A 20,557-nucleotide genomic window follows, 5' to 3' on the forward strand; every position below is an offset into this window, starting at 1 on the left:
CGGCGGTACCGGGAAAGCGCGGAAAAGGCCTCGGGGAGCGGGAAACGCCCGTCCGCCCATGCTGCGGCGGTGGGTGCCCCCGTCACGGGGACCGGCGATCGCGATGCACCATGGAAGGACATGCACAGCGTCGGACCGGTGGGAGCGGAAGAACAGTGACGGACGTCCAGGGCACGGTGGCGGACGGTTTCCAACCGGTCCGGGACGCCTTCGCCGACAACTTCGCGCGCCGCGGCGAACGCGGCGCCGCCGTGGTCGTCCACCAGGGCGGCCGCAAGGTCGTCGACCTGTGGGGCGGCACCCGGGACGCCGACGGGACCGCGCCGTGGACCCGCGGCACCGCCCAGATCGTACGGTCCGCGACCAAGGGCGTCGCCGCGGCCGTGCCGCTCCTGCTCCATCAGCGCGGACAGGTCGACCTCGACGCGCCCGTCGGCACCTACTGGCCCGAGTTCAAGGCCGCGGGCAAGGAACGCGTCCTGGTCCGGCACCTGCTCGCGCACCGCGCGGGAGTCCCCGTCCTCGACACCCCGCTGACCCCCGCCCGGGCCCTCGACGGGGTGAGCGGCCCGCGGGCCGTCGCCGCCCAGGCGCCCGTGTGGGAGCCGGGGACGGACCACGGCTACCACGCCCAGACCTTCAGCTGGACCGTCGGCGAACTCGTCCGGCGCGTCACCGGGCGGACGATCGGCGCGTGGACCGCCGCCGAGCTCGCCGGACCGCTCGGCCTCGACCTGTGGATAGGACTCCCGGCGGCGGAACAGCACCGCGCCGGACGCCTCGGCGCCGTCGAACCGCCCGCCGGAACGGCCGCGCCCGGCCTGCGGATCCGCCCCAAGCAGTCCGTCTCCGACGCCTACCGCGACCCCGGCTCCCTCACCCGGCGCGCCTTCGGCGCGATCGACCCGCTGCCCGACGAGAACGACCCCGCCTACCGGGCCGCCGAGCTCGCCGCCTCGGCGGGCGTCGCCACCGCCGAGGCGCTGTCCCGCTTCTACGCGGCGCTCATCGGCGACGTCGAGGGCGGCCGGCGGCTGTTCGCGCCCGCGACGCTCACCCTGGCCCGCACCGAGGAGTCCGCCGGGCCCGACCGGGTGCTCATGGCGAAGACCCGCTTCGGGCTCGGCTACATGCTGCACGGCCCCGCCTCGCCGCTCCTGGCCCCCGGCTCCTTCGGCCACCCGGGCCGCGGCGGATCGCTGGCCTTCGGCGACCCGGAGTCGGGGATCGCCTTCGGCTACGTGACCAACGGCATGCAGAAGAACGTCACCGCCGACCCGCGGGCGCAGGCCCTGGTGCGTGCGGTTGCGAAGTCGCTCGCGGGGTAGGGAACAGGCCCCGGGCGGGCAACAGATGGTGCGGGTGGGGCGCCCGGGACGGACCCGGCGAGAGGAACTGCCCATGACCCGACGGTTCGACGGCTGGTCCGTCCTCATCACCGGCGCCGGGCGGGGCATCGGCGCCGCCACCGCGCTGCGCCTGGCGGGCGAGGGCGCCCGGGTCCTCGTCACGGACGCGGACGGCGACCGGGCCGACCGCACCGCCCACGCCATCCGGGAGGCCGGCCTCACCGCCGAGCCCCACACCTGCGACGTCACCGACCGGGAGGCCGTGGACGCGGCCGTCGCCCACGCGGCGGACCGCTTCGGCCGCCTCGACGTCCTCGTCAACAACGCCCTCTCCTGCGGCCCCGACCCCGCCCTCTTCGAGGACTACCCGGACGAGCTCTGGCAGCGCGACCTCGACGTCACCCTCGGCGGCGCCTTCCGCTGCGCCCGGGCGGCCCTGCCGCACCTGGCCGCCGCCGGCGGGCGCGGCGCGATCGTCAACATCGGCTCGGTCAACGGCGAGCAGGACTACGGCAGCCACGCCTACAGCGCCGCCAAGGCCGGTCTCGCGAGCCTCACCCGCACCCTGGCGGGCCAGGCCGCGCCACGCGGGGTACGCGTCAACCTCATCGCCCCCGGCACCGTCAACACCCCCAACTGGGACGGGCGCGAGGACGTGTTGCACCGCGCCGTCGACCACTATCCGCTGGGGCGGGTGGGGCGCCCGGAGGACATCGCGGCGGCCGTCGCCTTCCTGGCCTCCCCCGACGCCTCGTGGATCACGGGCGTGACCCTCCCCGTGGACGGCGGGATCCTCGTCGCCAACCTCGGTCTGCGGCGCGTGCTCCAGGGGCGTTGAAACCGCCCTTCGGGCTCAACCGGCGTGCAGCATCAGCCCTATGCCCGCCACCAGCAACGCCGCCGCGGCGACCCGGGGAGCGCCGAAGCGCTCCTTGAACAGCACCGTCCCGATGGCCGCGCCGACGATGATCGAGGACTCCCGCAGGGCCGCGATCGGCGCCAGCTCGGCGCGGGTCTGGGCCCAGAGCACCAGCGCGTACGCGAGCATCGACAACAGTCCGCCGAGCAGTCCGCGCACCGCGTACGGCCGGGCCGCCTCCAGGGCCGTACGGCGGCGCACCGCCAGGGCGTAGAGCGGCACCGGCAGCCCCTCCATGATCATCAGCCAGGCCGTGAACCCCATCGACGAACCGGACGCGCGCACGCCGACGCCGTCCACGACCGTGTACCCGGCGATGGCCAGCCCCGTACCCGCCGCCGCCCCCACCGCCGCCCACCGCGGCGCCGTCCCCGCACCCTTGATCCCCCACAACGCCACCCCCGCCAGCCCCGCCGACGCCACGGCCACCCCCGCCAGCTGCCACCCGTCGGGCAGCTCCCCCGCGAAGACCGCTGCCAGCACCGTGACCACCACCGGGGCCGTACCCCGGGCTATGGGGTACATCTGCCCGAAGTCGCCCAGCGAGAACGAGCGCATCAGGAGCGCCGTGTAGAGCATGTGCAGCACCCCGGAGAGGGCGAGGCAGCCCCAGGAGGCCGGGTCGGGCATCGCGACGAACGGCAGCATCAGCAGGCCGCAGGCCACGTGGCCCGTTCCCACCAGGGTGAAGGCGGTCAGCTGGTCGCGGATGCCGTGGGCTATGGCGTTCCAGGTGGCGTGGGTGACGGCTGCGGTGAGGACGGCGAGGACGACCAACGGGGACATGGGGCGACGCTAGCGCTGTGGGGGTGGGGTGAGCAGTTGTTTCCGTCACGGTGGGGGTGCCCCATCCCCGCCCTCTCACCGTTTCTTGCGGGGGCAAGCCCCCGCACCCCCAGAGCGCGCCTGCGGCGCGCGTCCTCAAACGCCGGACGGGCTGAATAGCCCCTACAGCGCCGCCCGGCTCCCCGTACTCACCGCCCGAGTAGCGGCAGCTCCCCGCCGCGCATCCTCCGCAACCTGCTCGGCGGTCAGCACATACCCCGTCTCCACGTTCGCCGTCGACCGCGCGAACACCACCCCGTACACCTTCCCCGCCGGAGTCAGCAGCGGCCCGCCCGAGTTCCCCGGCCGGATGGTCGAGCGGACGGAGTAGACGTGCCGGGTGGCGACGCCGTCGCCGTAGATGTCCTGGCCGTTGGCGCGGAGTTCGTTGGCGACGGTGGCGGCGCGCAGGTCGAGGCCGCCGTTCTCGGGGAAGCCGGCGACGACGGCGGGGTCGCCGCGCTTGGCGGTCTTGTCGAAGGGGAGGACAGGGGCGTCGAGGCCGGGGACGTCGAGGACGGCGACGTCGACGGCGGGGTCGAAGAGGACGACCTTGGCGCGGTAGGGGCGGCCGACGCCGCCGACGCGGACGGTCGGGTCGCTGACGCCGGCGACGACGTGGGCGTTGGTCATGACGTGCTGCCGGGCGTAGACGAAGCCGCTGCCCTCCTGGCCGCGCCGGCCGCCGCCGACGTCGGCGACGCCCTCGACCTTGACGACGGAGGTGCGGGCGGCGCGGGTGGCGGCGGCGGTGACGGCGTCGCCGGAGGGCTTGGCGACGCTGGTGGCGGGCTCGTTCTCGAAGGGGTTGAAGACCTGGGGGAAGCCGGCGCCGGTGAGGGCGTCGGTGGTGCGGCTGAACCAGGTCGGCGCCTGCTCGGGCATGGCGTCCTGGACGGCGCCGAGCAGCCGCGAGTCGCGGATCTGGCCGGACAGCAGGGTGGAGTTGGCCGAGACGAGGACGCTGGCGGCGACCCAGGCGACCAGCAGCGCGGCCAGCGAGTTGACGGCGGCGCCGGCCGCGCCGTCCACCCCGCGCACGGGGGCCCAGGTCAGCCGCCTGCGCAGATTCCAGGCGAGCCGGCCCGCCAGGGCGTGGCCGATCACCGCCGGGACGAGGACGACCAGGACGGCCACCACGGCGGCGGTCGACGAGCCGGCCTCGAAGTGCTCCACGACGGTGGGCAGGACCCAGACGCCGAGGACGGCGCCGCCGAGGAAGCCGGCGAGCAGGACGGCGCTCGCGACGAGGCCGCGCCGGTAGCCGGAGACGGCGTAGCCGAGGACGACCAGCAGCAGAAGCACATCGAGCAGGTTCACCTGTGGAGCCCTTTCTTTCACGCGCGCCCCCGACCGCGGCCACGGTCGCATGCCCCCGTGGACTAGGGAAAACGCACGTTCCCGTGCGGACGGTTCCCCGGCGTGGGCTTCGCCACGTTTTCCCCGGGCCGGGAACGCCGGGAGCCCGAGCCCGGATACGCCGGGAGCCCGGCCCCTCCGCCGTGGGCGGGGACCGGGCTCCGGGCGGGCGGTCGGCCGGATTCAGACGCGCGTCAGCCGCGGGTCGGCGTCCGGGTCCGGGTCGCCGGAGGCACCGGCGCCGCCGCCCTCCGCCGCCGGGGCGGCCAGCCGCTTCTGCAGCGCCTCGCCCTCCACGTCCACGTTGGGCAGGATCTTCCCGAGCCAGGCCGGCATCCACCAGGCCGCCTTGCCCAGCAGGGCGAGGACCGCCGGAACGATGGCCATACGGACGACGAACGCGTCGAAGAACACCGCGATGGCGAGGCCGAAGCCGATCATCTTGATCATCGACTCGGAGGAGCCGATGAACCCGGCGAAGACGCTGATCATGATGACCGCGGCCGCCGAGACCACCCGCGCGCCGTGCCGGAAGCCGGTGACGACGGCCTCGCCGGGGCTCTCGCCGTGGACGTACGCCTCGCGCATCCGGGTCACGAGGAAGACCTCGTAGTCCATCGCGAGACCGAAGACCACACCGACCATGAAGATCGGCATCATGCTCATGATCGGGCCGGTCTCCTCGACGCCGAAGAGCCCGCTGAGCCAGCCCCACTGGAAGACGGCCACGACCGCGCCGAGCGCGGCGACCACCGAGAGCAGGAAGCCCAGTGCCGCCTTGAGCGGGACGAGCACCGACCGGAAGACGACGATCAGCAGCAGGAAGGCGAGGCCGACGACCAGCGCCAGATAGGGCAGCAGCGCGTCGTTCAGCTTCTCCGAGACGTCGATGTTCATCGCCGTCGTGCCGGTGACCAGCACGGTCGCGCCGGTCTCCGCCTTCAGGGAGTCGCCCTTGCCGCGGATGGCGTGGACGAGGTCCTCGGTCTCCTCGCCGCTCGGCTTGGACTTCGGGACGACGTTGAAGACGGCCGTGTCGCCGTCCTTGTTGGGCATCGGGGGCGTGACGGCGGCCACGCCGTCCATGCCGCCGACGACCCGGGCCACCGTCTGCGGGGCCTTGGCGTCCTTCGCGCCCTTGGCGTCGACCACGACCATCAGCGGCCCGTTGTAGCCGGGGCCGAAGCCCTCGGCGATCATGTCGTACGCCTTGCGCTGCGTGGTCTTCACCGGCTGCGAGCTGTCGTCCGGCAGGCCGAGCTGGAGCGACGCGGCGGGGGCGGCGAGCGCGCCGAGGCCGACGACACCGGCCAGCAGCACCCACACCGGGCGGCGCAGCACGAGGCGGGCCCAGCGGGTGCCCATGTTGGGCCTGTCCGCGGCCGGGGCGCCGTCCTTGGCCTTGCGAACCTTGCGGGCCAGTACCTGGCGGCCCGCGAAGCCCAGCAGCGCGGGGATGAGGGTGAGGGCGATGAGGACCGCGATGACCACCGTGCCGGCGGCGGCCATGCCCATCTTGGTCAGCATCGGGATGTTGACGACCGCGAGGCCGACGAGGGCGATGACGACGGTGAGGCCCGCGAAGACGACCGCGGAACCGGCGGTGCCGACCGCCCGTCCCGCGGCTTCCTCGCGCTCGCGCCCCTCGGCCAGTTCGGCCCGGTAGCGGGAGACGATGAACAGCGCGTAGTCGATGCCGACCGCGAGGCCGATCATCATGGCGAGCGTCGAGGTGTTGCCGGACAGGTTCAGCGTGGACGCGAGCGCGGCGATCGACGAGACGCCGATGCCCACGCCGATGATCGCGGTCAGCAGGGGCAGGCCCGCCGCGACCAGCGAACTGAAGGTGATCAGCAGGACGATCGCGGAGACGATGATGCCGATGATCTCCGTGGACCCGGTCTCGGGCAGCTTCTGGAGGGCGCTGCCGCCCATCTCGACGGTCAGCCCGCTGTCCCGGCCGTGTTTCTGCGCGTCGTCGAGGGTGTCGCGCGAGGCGTCGGTGAGCTCGTTCGACGCGACCTTGTAGGTGACGAGCACGTAGGCCGTCGACCCGTCCTTGCTGACGGTCTTCGCCTGGAACGGGCTGGGGGCGGAGGCCACCTGGGGCCCGGTCAGCTCGCCGACGACCTTGTCGACGGCGGTCTTGTTCCTCGGCTCGGTGATCTTCTGGCCGTCCGGCGCCTGGAAGACGACGCGCGCGGAGGCGGCGTCGGCCTTCTTGCCGGGGTAGCGCTCGGCGAGCAGGTCGAAGGCGGTCTGCGCCTCCGTGCCGGGTATGGAGAAGCTGTCGTCGGTGGACTTGGACGCGGTGGCGGCGCCGGCGCCGGCGAGGCCCAGCAGCACCACCCATATCAGGGCGACGTACCAGCGGCGCCGGAAGGCGAGCCGGCCGAGTTTGTAGAGGAAGGTGGCCACGAGGAGATCTGCTCCCGTCGGATCGGAGAAACGAGCAACTGGCAGGGGGAACCAGCCCGACGACGAGAGCGGCGTGTCAGGTGGAGCCTTCGGTTTCTCTGCGGTTCTGGTGGGGGGTGGGGTTCAGGTCACCGGCCGAGGGCGGGGAGGACCACGGCGTCGACGAAGCGGGTGAGGTAGGCGGCGTCCACTGGTTGATCCTCGATCAGCGGACGGGCGATGAAGGCGCCGAGCATGGTGTGCGCGACGAACTCCAGCGCGGGGGTGTCCGGGGAAACCTCACCCCGGTCCACGGCACGGTCCAGCAGCCGCCCGAGGGCGGCCTTCTCGGGTTCGATCAGCAGTTCGCGCAGGGCGCGGTGGAGCTCGGAGTTGCAGTGGATGGCGTGCCCGAGCCCCCGCATGAGGGCCGCGTCCCGCTCCATCTGCGCCGGGTCCGCGACGGCGGTCAGAGCCATCAGATCGCCGCGCAGGGTCCCGGTGTCGATATCGGCGACCTTGATCGGCTTGCTGTGCCGGAGCGCGCTCGCCACCAGCTCGGGCTTGCCCTTCCACTGGCGGTAGAGGGTCGCCTTGCTGGAGCGGGTGCGGGCCGCCACGGCGTCCATGGTCAGGGCCTCGTAGCCGACCTCGCGGAGGAGCGCGAGGACGGCCTCGTAGAGCTCGCCCTCGCGTTCGGGCGTGAGCCGGGTGCGGCGGACCGACGGGGTGGGGGATTCGTCCGGCATGCCGCGTCTCCCTTCCTGCTTCCTGGACGTCGGGGCCGTGTCCGGTTCCGTCGCGATGGACGCTTCCGGCCGACGCCGGTCCAGCGCCGGTCCAACGCCGATCCAGCGAACGAAACGGTTTCGTACAGTACGAGGGTACGTCCCCCCGGAAGCGAAACGACGCCGTTTCGACAGTGGTGTGCGTCACGGCCCGGGTTGCCGGGGCGCGGACCGGTGGAAACCATGAAGTGGTGAGCGATGCCTACCTGAGGTACCCCCATCTGCACGGCGATCTGCTCTGTTTCGTCGCCGAGGACGACCTGTGGCTCTCCCCCCTGCCGGGGGCGGACGGCGGCAAGGACCGGGCCTGGCGCCTGACCGTCGACCGGACGCGGCTGGGCCACCCGCGGTTCTCCCCCGACGGCGGCCGGATCGCCTTCACCAGCTGGCGCAGTCTCGATCCGGAGGTCCATCTCGTCCCCGTGGACGGCGGCCCGGCCCGCCGGCTGACGTACTGGGGCAGCACCGACGCCCGCGTCTGCGGCTGGACCCCGCCGGACCGGGACGGCACCAGCGACATCCTGGCCGTCTCCTCGCACGGCCAGCCGTTCTCCTACTTCTCCTGGGCCTACCGGCTGCCCACCGACGGCAGCCCCGGCCTCCGGCTCCCCTGGGGCCCGGTCTCCGACATCGCGATGCACCACCGGCAGGGCCAGGGCGACGCCCCCGGCGAGACCCTGCTGCTCACCGGGAAGCCCCCGCACGAGCCGGCCTCCTGGAAGCGGTACCGGGGCGGGGCCATGGGACGGCTGTGGCTCATGGGCACCCGGCTGGTGCCGGACCTGGGCGGCCACCTGGACTCGGTGATGTTCGTCGGCGACCGGATCGCGTTCCTCTCCGACCACGAGGGCGTCGCCAACCTCTACTCCTGCCGCCCCGACAGCTCCGACCTCCGCCGCCACACCGACCACGCGGACTTCTACGCCCGGCACGCCTCGACCGACGGCAACCGGGTCGTCTACCAGTGCGCGGGCGACGTGTGGCTGGTGGACGACTTCGGCCCGGACGCCGTCCCGCGCCGGCTCGACCTCCGGCTCGGCGGGCCGCGCGCCGGGCGGCGCACGTATCAGGTGCAGGCCGCCTCGCACGTCGACGCGCTGGCCGTCGACACCACGGGCCGGGCGAGCGCCGTCCAGGTCCGCGGCAGCCTCTACTGGCTCACCCACCGCGACGGCCCCGCCCGGGCCATCGCCGACACCCCGGGCGTCCGCGTCCGGCTGCCCGAGATGCTGGGCTCGACGGGCCGGGTCGCGTACGTCACCGACGCGGAGGGCGAGGACGCGATCGAGATCGCCCGGCTGCCCAGCGCGGCGGGCTCGGCGGAGCACCGGCGGGTGGCGGCGGGCCGGATCGGCCGGGTGCACGAGACGCTGTCGTCCCCGGACGGCTCCCGGCTGGCGGTCGCCGCCCACGACGGGCGGCTGCTGCTGGTGGACACCTCCCCCGAGGGGGACGGCTCAGCCGAGGGGGACGGCTCAGCCGAGGGGGACGGCTCCTCCGAGGAGGACGGCGAGGTGAGCGAGCTGGTCCGCTCCGACAACGGACCGGTCCGCGACCTGGCGTTCTCCCCCGACTCGGGCTGGCTGACCTGGTCCCACCCGGGCGTCGGCCGCTCCCTGCGGCAGATCAAGGTCGCCCGGCTGTCCGACCGGATGGTCGTGGACGTCACCAACGGCCGCTTCGAGGACGAGCAGCCCGTCTTCACCCGTGACGGCCGCTACCTCGCCTTCCTCTCCTGGCGCGGCTTCGACCCGGTGTACGACGTGCACACCGGCGACCTCTCGTTCCCGCTGGGCTGCCGCCCCTACCTCGTCCCGCTCTCCTCGGCCACCCCCTCCCCGTTCGCGCTGACCGCGGAGGGACGCCCGGCCGGCGGCGGGCTCGACCTGGACGGCAACGAGGGCGACGGCGCGGTGACCGTGGAGACGGAGGGGCTGGAGAGCCGGGTGACGCCCTTCCCGGTGGCCGCCTCCAAGTACTCCCACCTCCACCCGGTGCACGGCGGCGGCCTGGTATGGCTGCGCTGGCCGATCTCCGGCGCGCTCGGCGAGACGTTCGCCAACCCGGCCGACACCTCCGGCCGCCCCACGCTCGAACACTTCGACCTGTGCAAGGCCAAGCGCACCGAACTCACCAGCTCCCTCGACTGGTTCGCGGTCAGCGGCGACGGCAGCCGGCTGGTCGTCAACGACGACGGCGACCTGCGGGCCGTGCCCGCCACCGAGTCCGGGGACCCCGACTCCGTCGTCCACATCGACATGCGGCGCATCCTGCACGAGGTGGACCCGGCCGCCGAGTGGCGGCAGGCGTACGCGGAGGCGGGCCGCATCGTCCGCGCCTACTTCTGGGAACCGGGCATGGGCGGCGTCGACTGGGACGGGATCCTGGAGCAGTACCGCCCCCTGGTCGAACGCGTCGCCTCCCCCGACGACTTCGCCGACCTGCTCCGGGAGGTCCTCGGCGAACTGGGCACCTCCCACGCCTACGTCATCGGCTCCCGCCGTAACGAGGGCCCGCCGCACTACCAGCGCGCCATCGGACTGCTCGGCGCCAACCTCACCCACCAGAAGGACGGCAGCTGGACCGTGCGGCGCGTCCTGCCCGGCGACTCGTCCGACTCCAAGGCCCGCTCCCCGCTCGCCGGTTCGGGCATCCGCGAGGGCGCCGCCCTCACCCACGTCGACGGTCGCCCGGTGGACCCGGTCACGGGCCCGTACCCGCTGCTGGCCGCCGCCGGCGGCACCACCGTCGAGCTGACCTTCGGCCCGCCCGGGGGTGACGGCCCGCCGCGCCGGGTGGCCGTCGTGCCCCTGATCGACGAACGCCCCCTCCGCTACCAGGACTGGGTCGCCAAGCGCCGCGCCGTCGTCCGCGAACTCAGCGGCGGCAAGTGCGGCTACCTCCACATCCCCGACATGGGCGGCTCCGGCTGGGCCCAGTTCAACCGCGACCTGCGGATGGAGATGTCCCGCCCCGCCCTCATCGTCGACGTCCGCGGCAACGCCGGCGGCAACATCAGCGAACTCGTCGTCGAGAAACTCACCCGCACCATCATCGGCTGGGACCTCACCCGCGGCGCCCAGCCCGTGAGTTACGCCTCCAACGCCCCCCGCGGACCCGTCGTCGCCATCGCCGACGAAATGACTTCCTCCGACGGCGACATGATCACCGCCGCCTTCAAGCTCCAGGGCATCGGCCCCGTCGTCGGCCTCCGCACCTGGGGCGGCGTCATCGGCATGACCGGCCGCCACCGCCTCGGCGACGGCACCGCCATCACCGTCCCCATGAACGCCGCCTGGTTCGACGCCTACGGCTGGGGCGTCGAGAACCACGGCGTCGAACCCGACATCGAGATCGACCGCACCCCACTGGACTGGGCCGAAGGCCGCCACAAACAACTCGACGACGCGGTCCGCCTGGCCCTCGACCTGCTCGAACGGCACGGCTCGGCGACGCCGCCGGATTACTCGGGGGTGCCGGAGCGGGGGCGGCCGGCGCTGCCACCGCGCTGATTCAGCCCGTTGGGGGCGCCCCCTCCGGGGGGTTGAGTACAGCGCGCGCAGCGCGGCTCGGGGGTGCGGGGGCGTGCCCCTTTCAGCCCGTCCGGCGCTTGAGGACGTCGCGCGCAGCGCGGCTCGGGGGTGCGGGGGCCTTCCCCCGCAAGAAACGGTGAAAGGGCGGGGCCGGGGCACAAACAAGGAGGGGCGCGCCTCCACAAGGCGCACCCCTCGTGCACAACCGCCGCGTCAGCGGGCAGACATCAGCGATCGTCGAGATCATCCCGAATGTCGTCGAACGACTGCTGACGCCCCTGCTCCTGCTTCTCCCGCAACTTGTCCTGCGCCTCCTGCCCCCGCTCCTGCGCCTCCCCCTTCTTACCCTGCATCTTTTCCTTCGCCTGCTGCGCCTTGCCCTGCATCTCGTCCTTGATGCCCATGGCTGTTCACTCCTACCGAGATCGGTGATCGGGCCGCGACCAGCCTCACACGCCAGGACAAACCCCGCATTTCGATCAGTGACGCTCCGTATCCACCGGCCTCGCCGCATCAGCGGCGCCACCCGCCCCCAGCAACCCCGGCCCCTTCAAGTCCCGGAACCGGGAAGCGACACGCCGCATCTCACGCCGCCCGCCCAGCGCGATAAGCCCCGGCAGCAGACCGCGCACCGGCTGGCTTCCGCGCAGCCACCACTGGGCGTACGCATGGGCGGAGCGCCGCTCGATGCCGGTCACGAGCCGGTCGACGGCCGGGCCGGGCGGGTACGTGCGGTTGGCCGGCCACGGCAGCCGCCGCCGCATCTCGCGCATCACGTCGCTCTCGTCGGCGCCACGCACCATGTCGGTGTCCGTCCAGCTCAGGTAGCCCACCCCGACGCCCACCCCCCGGTGGCCGACCTCGGCGCGCAGGCTGTGGGCGTAGGCTTCGACGCCCGCCTTGGAGGCGCAGTACGCGGTCATCATCGGCGCGGGCGCGACGGCGGCGAGCGAGGCGATCTGGAGGAGGTAGCCGCGGCTCGCGGTGAGGGCGGGCAGGAAGGCACGGCCGGTGATGACGGAGCCGATCAGATTGACCTCGACCACCCGCCGCCAGGTGGCGAAGTCGCAGTCGTCCAGCGGCCCGCCGGTGGCGACACCGGCGTTGGCGACGACCACGTCCACCCTGCCGAAGCGTGCCCGGACCTCCCGCGCGACGCGCTCCATCGCCTCCTGGTCGGTGACGTCGGCGTACCAGTGGGCCGCCTCGGTCCCCAGCGTCCCGGCGACCCGGCGCAGTTCCTCGGGCTCCAGCCCGACCAGCGCCACGCGGACGCCACGCTCCGCGAGCTTGCGGGCCAGCAGCTCCCCGATCCCGCGGGCCGCGCCGGTGACGACGGCGACCCGGCCCTCAAGAACGTTCCGGCGGCTCATCGGGCCACCACCCCTTCAACCCCGGCGACGGCCGTACGTCGGGCCCGCGGCAGCCGCAGCACCTGGTACTCCTGGAGGTCCACCCGCCGGGTGACCTTGCGGAACTCGGCCGTCGTGCCCGGCCAGGCGGTGGTGTTGCGCCCGGCGGAGTCCAGGTACCAGCTGTCGCAGCCGCCGGTGTTCCACACGGTGTGTTCCATGCGTCGCTGGAGCATCCGGTTCCACGCGTTGACGGCGGACGGCCGGGCGGCGAGGGCGGCCCGGCCGCCGAGGACGTCCAGCTGGCGAAGGTAGTCGGCCATGTAGTTCAGCTGCGACTCGATGATCAGGATCATCGAGCTGTTCCCCAGCGCGGTGTTGGGCCCGATGACGAAGAGGAAGTTGGGGAACCCCGCGGCGGTGCTGCCGCGCAGGGCGGCCATGCCGTCCTTCCACTCCTCGGCGAGCGTCGTCCCGTTCGCGCCGGTGACCCGGTGGCCGATCGGCATGTCGGTCACCCGGAACCCGGTGCCGAAGACCAGGACGTCCGCCTCCGTCCGCGTCCCGTCGGCGGCGCTCAGTTCGGACCCGCGCACCTCGCTCAGGCCGGACGTCACAACGTCGACGTTCGGTCTGGTCAGAGCCGGGTAGTAGTCGTTGGAGAGCAGGATGCGCTTGCACCCGATGCGGTAGTCGGGGGTGAGCCGCGCGCGCAGCTCCGGGTCCTTCACGGACCGCCGGAGGTGCGACCTGGCCATCGCCTCCACGAAGCCGAGCCGCTCCGGCCGCTTGGTGAAGGCCCCGACCTGCACCTCCCGTATCCCCCACAGCAGTCCGCGCCGCACCACCCGCGTCGCCGGGACCCGGGTGTGCAGCCACCGCTCCGCCCCCGTGATCCGGCGGTCCATCCGGGGCAGAACCCAGGCCGGGGTGCGCTGGAAGACCGTGAGGTGCCCGGCCTCCGGCTGGATGCCCGGGATGATCTGGATCGCCGACGCCCCGGTGCCGACCACCGCGACGCGCTTGCCGCGCAGGTCCGTGCCGTGGTCCCAGCGGGCCGAGTGGAACACCGGCCCGGGGAACGTATCGAGCCCGGGGACATCCGGGAGGCGGGGGTCGGCGAGCGGTCCCGTGGCGGAGACGACGACGTCCGCGGTGTAGGCGCCGGACACCGTGTCGAGCTCCCAGCGCAGCTCGCCCGAATCCCACCGGGCGCTTCTCACCTCGGAGTTCAGCCGCAGGTGGGGCCGGATCCCGTAGGTGTCCGTGACACGCTCCAGGTACTCCCGTATGTGCGGCTGACCGGAGAAGTTGCGCGGCCACTCGGGGTTGGGGGCGAACGAGAACGAGTAGAGGTGCGACGGCACGTCGCAGGCGCAGCCGGGGTACGTGTTGTCGCGCCAGGTGCCGCCGACCGCGTCGGCCCGTTCCAGGACGACGAAGTCCGTCACTCCCTCCCTGCGGAGCCGTACGGCCGCCCCCAGCCCGCCGAAGCCGGAGCCGATCACTGCCACTCGTACGTGTACGGCCATGCCACTGCCTCCCGGATCGCTCCGTCATTGCGCCAGTGATGACTGGCACAGTGCGAGCGTAGGGCGAGCGGCCTACCGGGCGGTAGGGGTGTGACACAAGGAAGTTACCGCCGGTCGCAGGGGTCCCGTCCTGCACCCGGACAGCTCCGGGAGCGGCCGGGAAGCGACCGGCGAGGCCCTACGCTGCCCGCGTGAGCACCGACGAGACCGAGGGAGCCGGGGGACAGGACGCCACCCCCGGGAAGCACGAGTACCGGATGGCGGACCTGGCCCGCGAGGCCGGCATCACCGTCCGGACGCTCCGCTTCTACCGCGAGCGCGGACTCGTCCCGCCGCCCCGCCGCGCGGGCCGCATCGCCTGGTACAACGAGGACCACCTCACCCGGCTGCGCACCATCGCCGCCCTGCTGGAGCGCGGGCACACGCTGGGCGGCATCGCGGACCTGATGGCCGCCTTCGAGGGCGGCCGGAGCGTGGCCGAACTCCTCGGTCTCGGCGGCCTGTTGCCCTCCCCCTGGTCCGAGGAGACCCCCGTCCGCCTCACCGCCGGCGAACTGGCCGACACCTTCGCGGGCCAGGTGACGGCCGACAACCTCGCCGCCGCCCTCCACATCGGCTACCTCGCCGTGGACGGCGAGGAGTTCGTCCACGTCAGCCGCCGCCTCCTGGAGGCCTCCACCGAGCTCATCCGCGCCGGCATCCCCCTCGCCGCCGTCCTGGAGGCCGGCCGCCACGTCCGCGCCCACGCCGACGCCCTCGCCGAGATCTTCACGACCCTCCTCCGCACCCACCTCCTGGAGGACACTCCCGCTTTCGACCGGCTCCGGCCCGTCGTGCAGACCGTGGTCGACGCGGAGGTCTCCATGGCGATGGACCGGCGGATGAGGGCGGACGCGGCGGGGCCCGGGGAGGACGGGGATCAGCGCTCCACGACGTCCACCTGAAACTCGCGGAGCAGCGCCACGGCCTCGTCGTAGAGGCGGTAACTCCCTCCCTGCGGGGAGAGTTGCCGCCCGAGGGCGCGCCGGGCGACGTCCGAGTGTTCCCAGACGAGCGTGAAGGGCGCGGTCGCGCCGAAACCGCCGCCCAGGCAGTCGTCCAGGGCGGCCAGGCAGCCGCCGAAGTATCCTCCGGGGCCGTTGACCGCTTCGCCGAGGGCCAGGTGGAGACCGGGCTCGTCGGTGACGTAGCGGCCGTCCAGGTGGTACGTCCGGCCGGGTGGCGGGCCGGGGCGGACCGGGAGCCGGCAGCCGTGCGCCCGCACGAGGTCGAGCCAGGCCTGACGCTCCCGCGTCCCGTACGGGGCCCACGAGTTGACGCCCGTGGGCAGCCCGCCCCGACGGCGCTCCCACTGCGCCCGCGCGTACGGGAAGGGCCCGCACCAGGAGTCGCCGACGACATCGAGGTCCAGCAGCCCGCCACCGAGCACCGAGGGCCGCCGGCCGGCCACCTCGACGTTCACATAATGATCCGCGTACCCCCCTCCCCGGACGTCCAGGGCCGTCAGGTACACCCGCCCCAGCCGCAGTGAACGCCGCGTCCCGAGGGCGAGCGCGTCCCGCAGCTCCTTCTCGGGCGCGACGCCGAGCAGTCGCAGACGGCCGCCCTCCGGCCCGTCGTCGACGGCCGGGACGACGTCCCTGAGGTCCGCGCACCGTCCGAGCCACCGCCGCTCGTCGTGCAGCCGGATCCCCGCCCCCACGTACGGGTCGTCGGGCGGCTCGTGGAAGCCCTCCGCCGCCTCGACGGTGATGTCGAGGAGCCCGCCCCCGCCCGCGTGCGGCCGCCACCCGGTGACCCGCACGTCGCACACCTGCCATACGTCGAGCCGCTCCGACCCCTCGGGGACGTCCGCGTCGGCCTGCGGCACGACCCACACATCCCCGAGCGGTGCCGCCTCCGCCCCACCGCGCCCACCGCGCAGCGCGGCGGCGGCCAGCGGCCCGTCCGGCTCGCAGCCGATCAGCTCATAGGGCCACCGCGGCGGCCCGTCGAAGAACTCGGGCACGTCCGCGCAGACGCCCCAGAACGTCTCCTCCGCCTCATCCCCCACCAGAGCAAACCGCGGCCCCTCCGACCGCTCGACGCCCTCGGGCCACCCGTACCTCACCATCTGCCCAAGATCGCAGACAGCCGTGGCTCGGACGAGGTCGCCCCGTCCCGGGCGGTCCCGCGGTTCGGGTCCTGGCCGTCGTCACTACCGCCGGCTTCGCCGCCATGCAGGCCGCGGCCTCGCACAGAGCCGGCGACGCTCGGGCTCCTAACCCGAGGCGTTCGGACCGGACGCGGCGGGGATGCCGAGAACGTCGAGGAAAGCCGTCGCCGCGGGCGTCCGCCCGGCGCGGCTGCAGATGACGTACTCGACGCGGGCCGGCGCGTCGGTGACCTCGACGGTGGTGACGCCGGTGAGCTGGGACGCGTAGGCGGACGGGAGCATGGCGATGCCCAGGCCCTGCCCGACCATGCGCACCAGGAAGTCCGCGTTGGTCACTTCGAAAGCGACGTCGCGGCCGAGGCCGGCGGCCGAGAAGGCCTGATCGGACTGGACTCGTCCGGCCGTCTTGGCGGGCATGTCCACGAACACCTCGGAAGAGAGCCTGCGCAGGTCGACTGCCGGTTCCCCGGCGAGGGGATGGTCCGGTGCGACCACGGCGACGAGCCGGTCACGGGCGAGCTCACGGGCGTCGACGCCTTCGGGCCGTGCGGTGATCGGCAGACCGAGGAAGGCCACTTCGAGGGCCCCTTCCTTGACCTGCTCGACGAGTTCCTCGCTCGCGCCCACCCGCAGGCTGACGCGCACGTCCGGGTACCGCCGGCGGAAGTCGCGCAGGGCGCCCGGGATGTCGACGGCGGCGACGCTGGGAATCAGACCGACGGCGAGCCGCCCGCGTACCTCACCGACAGCCGCGGCGACCTCGGCCGCCGCGCGCTCGGCGGCGTCCAGACACTGACGGGCGGCGGGAAGGAACGCCGCACCGGCCGGAGTGAGACGCACCCGGCGACTGGTGCGCTCGAAGAGTCTCGCGCCCAACTCCTTCTCCAGGCGGGCGATCTGGTGGCTGAGGGCGGACTGGACGACCAGACACCGCTCGGCGGCCCGGGTGAAGCTGTTCGTCTCGGCGACGGCGAGGACGTAGCGCACCTGTTGGAGCTCCATGGGTGCATGTTCTATCGAGATCGGTGCGATGACAATCATGCGTTGGACTCATTGATCATCGCTGGTTGAGACTGCGTGTATGACGAGTCCAGCAGTACAGAGAGAGTCGACCGGGGCCGGCGGCCGGGTGACTCGTTCGAGTGACATGGCGTTAGCCCGAATGACGGGCAGGAAAGCCTCCGATCAGGCCTGAAACACCCTCCCGGGACGTCCTGATCAACAGACCACGCGGTCACGTGCGCAGACACCGTCGGCCGCGAACGGACAGAAAGGGCCCGCCATGCGGCGCATGCTCCGCCCGCTCACCGCCACTGCCCTGCTGGCTCTGCTCATCATCGGCGTCGCCGCCCCGGCCCAAGCCGCCCCGACTCCCCCGGCACCCCCGGCACCCCCGGGAGGCAGCAGCAGTTCCAGCGGCAGCCTCCTCGGCCTCGACAGCGTCCTCGGCGGACTCCTCGACGGTCTCGGCGTCAGCGGCCTCCTCGAAGGCCTCGGCCTCTGACGGCTGCGGGAATTCTCGGCGGCGCCGGCCGGGTCCGTACCGGGCCCGGCCGCTGCCCATGGGCTCAGGCCGCGTCCCGGGAGCGTGGCGACCACAAGATCACCGGCGTCTTCCCGGTCACCTGACCGCACCGCGCATCGCCTGGCCGGTGCGCTGCGCCGGAACCACCCGGCGGAACCGCTGACGTCATCGCGGTCCCTGGCGCCGTCGCGCGCGACCCGGTCCAACCAGCCGAGTTCTGCCTCTCGTCGCCGCAATCGTCGCGGGACGCTGCCCGCGCCCACCCACCCTCGCGAACTGTCCCTCAACATAAGGATCTCGTCATGCCGAACAACAAGACCGTGCTCGTCACCGGTGCAACCGGCGGCCAGGGCGGCGCCGTCGCCCGCAGGCTGCTCGACAGCGGCCGGGCGGTACGCGCCCTCGTCCGTGACCCGGGCAGGCAGGGGGCCAAGGACCTCGAAGCGCTCGGTGCGGAACTGGTCTGCGGCGACCTCGACGACCCGCGGTCGCTGCGCACGGCGGCGCAGGACATACACGGCGTCTTCAGCGTGCAGCCGGCCGACATGACCGACCCGCGCCGCGGCCGACACCGTGGGCCTCGCGATCGCGGCCGTCAAGGTCACTGACCGGGCTCCGTGCGGGCTGCCACGTGGCGGACGTCGGACGCCTCTTCCAGGAGCGCTTTGGCTTCGGCCGGGTCGGTGCACTCGTAGGCGGCGCGGCGTTCGAGGCCGGTGACACGGGCGTCGAACTGCGGGTCGCGGGCGATCGCGTACTCGCCCCACCACCGGGCCATGAAGGCCGGCACGGTGCTGATGTCGTACGCGTCGGAGACGTACCGCTTCCAGTGCACGTCGAAATCGGGCAGGAGCACCGTGCCGCAGATGCGAGGCGCCCGCCCGGGCTAGAGCTCGTACACCGCCGTCACCGGCGCGTGATCGCTCCACCGCTCCGCGTGCGAAGCCGCCCGCTCCACGTACGCCTTCAGCGCGCGCTCCGCGAGGCCCGGCGAGGCGGCCTGGTAGTCGATGCGCCAGCCGGAGTCGTTGTCGAAGGCGCGGCCGCGGTAGGACCACCAGGAGTAGGGGCCGTCGACGCCGGGGTGGAGGGTGCGGACGACGTCGGTGTACTCCTCGAAGACCTTGGTGAGCCAGGCGCGCTCCTCGGGGAGGAAGCCGGCGCTCTTGCGGTTGGCCTTCCAGTTCTTGAGGTCGGCTTCCTGGTGGGCGATGTTCCAGTCGCCGCAGACGAGGACCTCGCGGCCGTCGGCGGCGGCACGGGCCTTCAGGGCGACCAGGTAGGGGAGGAACCCGGACATGAAGCGTTCCTTCTCGTCCTGGCGCTCGGTGCCGACCTCGCCGGAGGGGAGGTAGAGGCTGGCGACGGTGAGGCCGGGGAGGTCGACCTCCAGGTAGCGCCCACTGGCGTCGAACTCGGCGGAGCCGAAGCCGACGCGCACCGCGTCCGGCTCGCGCCGGGCGTAGACGGAGACGCCCGCGCGGCCCTTGGCCGCGGCGGGGGCGTGGAAGGCGTGCCAGCCGTCGGGTTCGCGCACCTCGTCGGGGAGCTGGTGCGGCTCGGCGCGGACCTCCTGGAGGCACACGACGTCGGCGTCGGTCGCCGCCAGCCACTCCACGAAGCCCTTCTTGGCGGCGGCGCGCAGGCCGTTCACATTCACGCTGGTCACAGTGAGCATTCCGGCACGATACCGACTTCCGAGACACCCCTGTCGCGGCCGGTTCCTACGATCGTACGATCGCGGAATGCGGATTCTGCCCGTCGCCTACGACCATCCGGATGCCCTGAGACTCAACGACGAGGTGCAACTGGAGTACCAGCGGCGCTACGACGACGAGGGGGATCTCACCCCGCTGGAGCCGTGGCACTTCGCCCCGCCGCGTGGCCTATATCTCATCGCGTACGAGGCGGACGGCACCCCCGTCGCCTCCGGCGGCTGGCGCGCGCAGGAGCGCAACGGGGAGGGGTACGCGGACGGGGACGCCGAGTTGAAGCGGATGTACGTGGTGCCGGGCGCGCGGGGGCGGGGGCTGGCGCGGCGGATCCTCGCGGTGCTGGAGGAGGACGCGCGGGCGGCCGGGCGGGTGCGGATGGTGCTGGAGACGGGGATCATGCAGCCGGAGGCGATCGGGCTCTACACGTCGAGCGGGTACGAGCCGGCGGCCGCGAAGTTCGGGCTGTACCGGGAGTACCCGTCGAGCCGCTGCTTCGCCAAGCCGCTGCGGGTGGAGGGGCGCGCGCGGGTGCCGTCACCGGCCCGTTCGGCGGCCGGCACGGAAACCCACGCCTGACCTCTCACCTCACCGCTGAGCTCCCTCGGCGATCGCCGCCTCGACCGCCTCCCTGACCCGGTCCGCCGGATACCGCACGGGCGTCCCGTAGGGGGCGAGCGCGTCGTCCGCCGCCTCCGGGCCGTCCTCGGCGATCTCGGCGACCAGGACGGTGCTGCCGGGCGGCACCTCGTCGGCCAGCATCTCCAGCGCGGCGTTGGACGCGGTGGCACGGAGCGCGTCGTGGGCGCCGCCCAGCAGGCCGCCCGCGCCGAAGCCGACCATGACGCCGAGCGGGCCGCCGAGGATCCCCAGCAGACCGCCGAGCAGACCGCCCATGGCGAAGGCGCGGGCGGTGCCGGTGTTGTCGACGGCGTCGGGGAAGTCGACGGTGCCCTCCGCGTCCCGAGCGATCACCGCTGCCTCGCGCAGCTTGAGGTGGCCGTCGGCGTGCGCGCGGCGGAGGCGGTCCAGCGCGCGGTGGCCGGTGCCGGCGTCCTCGGCGGTCATGAACAGCACGTTCTCCACACGACTCATGCCATCCACTGTCGGG

Annotated in this window: 19 protein-coding genes; 7 read left to right on the forward strand and 12 right to left on the reverse strand. The window is 73.3% G+C overall.

Going from position 1 to position 20,557, the window contains the following annotated elements:
• Window positions 1-110 precede the first annotated feature (110 nt).
• Together HN013_RS15610 and HN013_RS15615 are read left to right on the forward strand one after the other, a co-directional pair.
• A complete protein-coding gene (locus HN013_RS15610; RefSeq protein WP_171166746.1) occupies window positions 111-1,328 on the forward strand; it encodes a serine hydrolase in 1,218 nt (405 codons plus the stop codon).
• A gap of 73 nt (window positions 1,329-1,401) precedes the next feature.
• Entirely contained in the window at window positions 1,402-2,187 is a 786-nt protein-coding gene (locus HN013_RS15615) for an SDR family NAD(P)-dependent oxidoreductase (RefSeq protein ID WP_171166747.1), read from the forward strand.
• A 15-nt stretch (window positions 2,188-2,202) separates the two neighbouring features.
• On the opposite strand, the gene HN013_RS15620 is transcribed toward HN013_RS15615, so the two are convergent.
• The 4 genes from HN013_RS15620 to HN013_RS15635 all read right to left on the reverse strand — a co-directional run bounded on the left by HN013_RS15620 (window position 2,203) and on the right by HN013_RS15635 (window position 7,598).
• A complete protein-coding gene (locus HN013_RS15620; protein WP_171166748.1) occupies window positions 2,203-3,054 on the reverse strand; it encodes an EamA family transporter in 852 nt (283 codons plus the stop codon).
• Between the two features lie 162 nt (window positions 3,055-3,216).
• Window positions 3,217-4,413 carry a MarP family serine protease gene (locus tag HN013_RS15625; RefSeq protein WP_171166749.1) on the reverse strand — a complete coding sequence of 399 codons (1,197 nt, stop codon included), beginning with the start codon at window positions 4,411-4,413 and terminating at the stop codon, window positions 3,217-3,219.
• Between the two features lie 222 nt (window positions 4,414-4,635).
• Window positions 4,636-6,870 carry an MMPL family transporter gene (locus HN013_RS15630; RefSeq protein WP_171166750.1) on the reverse strand — a complete coding sequence of 745 codons (2,235 nt, stop codon included), beginning with the start codon at window positions 6,868-6,870 and terminating at the stop codon, window positions 4,636-4,638.
• Between the two features lie 128 nt (window positions 6,871-6,998).
• Window positions 6,999-7,598 (reverse strand): TetR/AcrR family transcriptional regulator, encoded by a 600-nt coding sequence (locus HN013_RS15635; protein WP_171166751.1) that lies wholly within the window; start codon window positions 7,596-7,598, stop codon window positions 6,999-7,001.
• Window positions 7,599-7,825: 227 nt separating this feature from the next.
• Here HN013_RS15635 and HN013_RS15640 point away from each other — a divergent pair, with 227 nt between their 5' ends.
• Window positions 7,826-11,149: a S41 family peptidase gene (locus HN013_RS15640; RefSeq protein ID WP_398979809.1), complete on the forward strand. Its 3,324-nt coding sequence runs from the start codon at window positions 7,826-7,828 to the stop codon at window positions 11,147-11,149.
• A 248-nt stretch (window positions 11,150-11,397) separates the two neighbouring features.
• Here the strand turns inward: HN013_RS15640 and HN013_RS15645 are convergent, their stop codons facing one another.
• From HN013_RS15645 to HN013_RS15655, 3 genes are all read right to left on the reverse strand, one after another.
• The gene (locus tag HN013_RS15645; RefSeq protein ID WP_171166753.1) at window positions 11,398-11,574 is read right to left on the reverse strand and encodes a hypothetical protein; all 177 of its coding nucleotides are present in this window, start codon (window positions 11,572-11,574) and stop codon (window positions 11,398-11,400) included.
• A 75-nt stretch (window positions 11,575-11,649) separates the two neighbouring features.
• Window positions 11,650-12,543, reverse strand: a complete 894-nt coding sequence (locus tag HN013_RS15650) for an SDR family oxidoreductase (protein WP_171166754.1) — start codon at window positions 12,541-12,543, stop codon at window positions 11,650-11,652.
• Complete coding sequence (locus HN013_RS15655; protein ID WP_171166755.1) at window positions 12,540-14,054, reverse strand: NAD(P)/FAD-dependent oxidoreductase; 1,515 nt, start codon at window positions 14,052-14,054, stop codon at window positions 12,540-12,542. Before HN013_RS15655 ends, HN013_RS15650 begins: the two co-directional genes overlap by 4 nt.
• Window positions 14,055-14,245: 191 nt before the next feature.
• On the opposite strand from HN013_RS15655, the gene HN013_RS15660 reads away from it, so the two are divergent.
• Window positions 14,246-14,998: a MerR family transcriptional regulator gene (locus HN013_RS15660; RefSeq protein ID WP_398979814.1), complete on the forward strand. Its 753-nt coding sequence runs from the start codon at window positions 14,246-14,248 to the stop codon at window positions 14,996-14,998.
• Here the strand turns inward: HN013_RS15660 and HN013_RS15665 are convergent.
• Together HN013_RS15665 and HN013_RS15670 are read right to left on the reverse strand one after the other, a co-directional pair.
• Window positions 14,974-16,167, reverse strand: a complete 1,194-nt coding sequence (locus tag HN013_RS15665; RefSeq protein WP_171166756.1) for a barstar family protein — start codon at window positions 16,165-16,167, stop codon at window positions 14,974-14,976. The genes HN013_RS15660 and HN013_RS15665 overlap by 25 nt on opposite strands.
• 147 nt (window positions 16,168-16,314) lie before the next feature.
• The gene (locus tag HN013_RS15670; RefSeq protein WP_171166757.1) at window positions 16,315-17,211 is read right to left on the reverse strand and encodes a LysR family transcriptional regulator; all 897 of its coding nucleotides are present in this window, start codon (window positions 17,209-17,211) and stop codon (window positions 16,315-16,317) included.
• Window positions 17,212-17,491: 280 nt separating this feature from the next.
• Here HN013_RS15670 and HN013_RS15675 point away from each other — a divergent pair, with 280 nt between their 5' ends.
• Both HN013_RS15675 and HN013_RS15680 read left to right on the forward strand, forming a co-directional pair.
• Window positions 17,492-17,713, forward strand: a complete 222-nt coding sequence (locus HN013_RS15675; RefSeq protein ID WP_171166758.1) for a hypothetical protein — start codon at window positions 17,492-17,494, stop codon at window positions 17,711-17,713.
• Between the two features lie 323 nt (window positions 17,714-18,036).
• Window positions 18,037-18,342: an NmrA family NAD(P)-binding protein gene (locus tag HN013_RS15680; protein WP_171166759.1), complete on the forward strand. Its 306-nt coding sequence runs from the start codon at window positions 18,037-18,039 to the stop codon at window positions 18,340-18,342.
• Here HN013_RS15680 and HN013_RS15685 read toward each other — a convergent pair.
• Together HN013_RS15685 and HN013_RS15690 are read right to left on the reverse strand one after the other, a co-directional pair.
• Window positions 18,336-18,590 (reverse strand): hypothetical protein, encoded by a 255-nt coding sequence (locus HN013_RS15685; protein ID WP_312018614.1) that lies wholly within the window; start codon window positions 18,588-18,590, stop codon window positions 18,336-18,338. The genes HN013_RS15680 and HN013_RS15685 overlap by 7 nt on opposite strands.
• Before the next feature lie 30 nt (window positions 18,591-18,620).
• Entirely contained in the window at window positions 18,621-19,412 is a 792-nt protein-coding gene (locus HN013_RS15690; RefSeq protein ID WP_171166760.1) for an exodeoxyribonuclease III, read from the reverse strand.
• Window positions 19,413-19,479: 67 nt separating this feature from the next.
• On the opposite strand from HN013_RS15690, the gene HN013_RS15695 reads away from it, so the two are divergent.
• Window positions 19,480-20,025: a GNAT family N-acetyltransferase gene (locus HN013_RS15695; RefSeq protein ID WP_171166761.1), complete on the forward strand. Its 546-nt coding sequence runs from the start codon at window positions 19,480-19,482 to the stop codon at window positions 20,023-20,025.
• Between the two features lie 9 nt (window positions 20,026-20,034).
• On the opposite strand, the gene HN013_RS15700 is transcribed toward HN013_RS15695, so the two are convergent.
• Complete coding sequence (locus HN013_RS15700; protein WP_171166762.1) at window positions 20,035-20,541, reverse strand: DUF1269 domain-containing protein; 507 nt, start codon at window positions 20,539-20,541, stop codon at window positions 20,035-20,037.
• Window positions 20,542-20,557: the final 16 nt, after the last annotated feature.

This window comes from Streptomyces sp. I05A-00742, from assembly GCF_013055795.1.
GTDB lineage: Bacteria > Actinomycetota > Actinomycetes > Streptomycetales > Streptomycetaceae > Streptomyces.

Coding starts and splice junctions, on each gene's coding strand:
- HN013_RS15610 (WP_171166746.1), top strand. CDS start 111: ATGGAAGGACATGCACAGCGTCGGACCGGTGGGAGCGGAAGAACAGTG.
- HN013_RS15615 (WP_171166747.1), top strand. CDS start 1,402: ATGACCCGACGGTTCGACGGCTGGTCCGTCCTCATCACCGGCGCCGGG.
- HN013_RS15620 (WP_171166748.1), bottom strand. CDS start 3,054: ATGTCCCCGTTGGTCGTCCTCGCCGTCCTCACCGCAGCCGTCACCCAC.
- HN013_RS15635 (WP_171166751.1), bottom strand. CDS start 7,598: ATGCCGGACGAATCCCCCACCCCGTCGGTCCGCCGCACCCGGCTCACG.
- HN013_RS15645 (WP_171166753.1), bottom strand. CDS start 11,574: ATGGGCATCAAGGACGAGATGCAGGGCAAGGCGCAGCAGGCGAAGGAA.
- HN013_RS15650 (WP_171166754.1), bottom strand. CDS start 12,543: ATGAGCCGCCGGAACGTTCTTGAGGGCCGGGTCGCCGTCGTCACCGGC.
- HN013_RS15655 (WP_171166755.1), bottom strand. CDS start 14,054: ATGGCCGTACACGTACGAGTGGCAGTGATCGGCTCCGGCTTCGGCGGG.
- HN013_RS15665 (WP_171166756.1), bottom strand. CDS start 16,167: ATGGTGAGGTACGGGTGGCCCGAGGGCGTCGAGCGGTCGGAGGGGCCG.
- HN013_RS15670 (WP_171166757.1), bottom strand. CDS start 17,211: ATGGAGCTCCAACAGGTGCGCTACGTCCTCGCCGTCGCCGAGACGAAC.
- HN013_RS15675 (WP_171166758.1), top strand. CDS start 17,492: ATGCGGCGCATGCTCCGCCCGCTCACCGCCACTGCCCTGCTGGCTCTG.
- HN013_RS15680 (WP_171166759.1), top strand. CDS start 18,037: ATGCCGAACAACAAGACCGTGCTCGTCACCGGTGCAACCGGCGGCCAG.
- HN013_RS15690 (WP_171166760.1), bottom strand. CDS start 19,412: ATGCTCACTGTGACCAGCGTGAATGTGAACGGCCTGCGCGCCGCCGCC.
- HN013_RS15695 (WP_171166761.1), top strand. CDS start 19,480: ATGCGGATTCTGCCCGTCGCCTACGACCATCCGGATGCCCTGAGACTC.
- HN013_RS15700 (WP_171166762.1), bottom strand. CDS start 20,541: ATGAGTCGTGTGGAGAACGTGCTGTTCATGACCGCCGAGGACGCCGGC.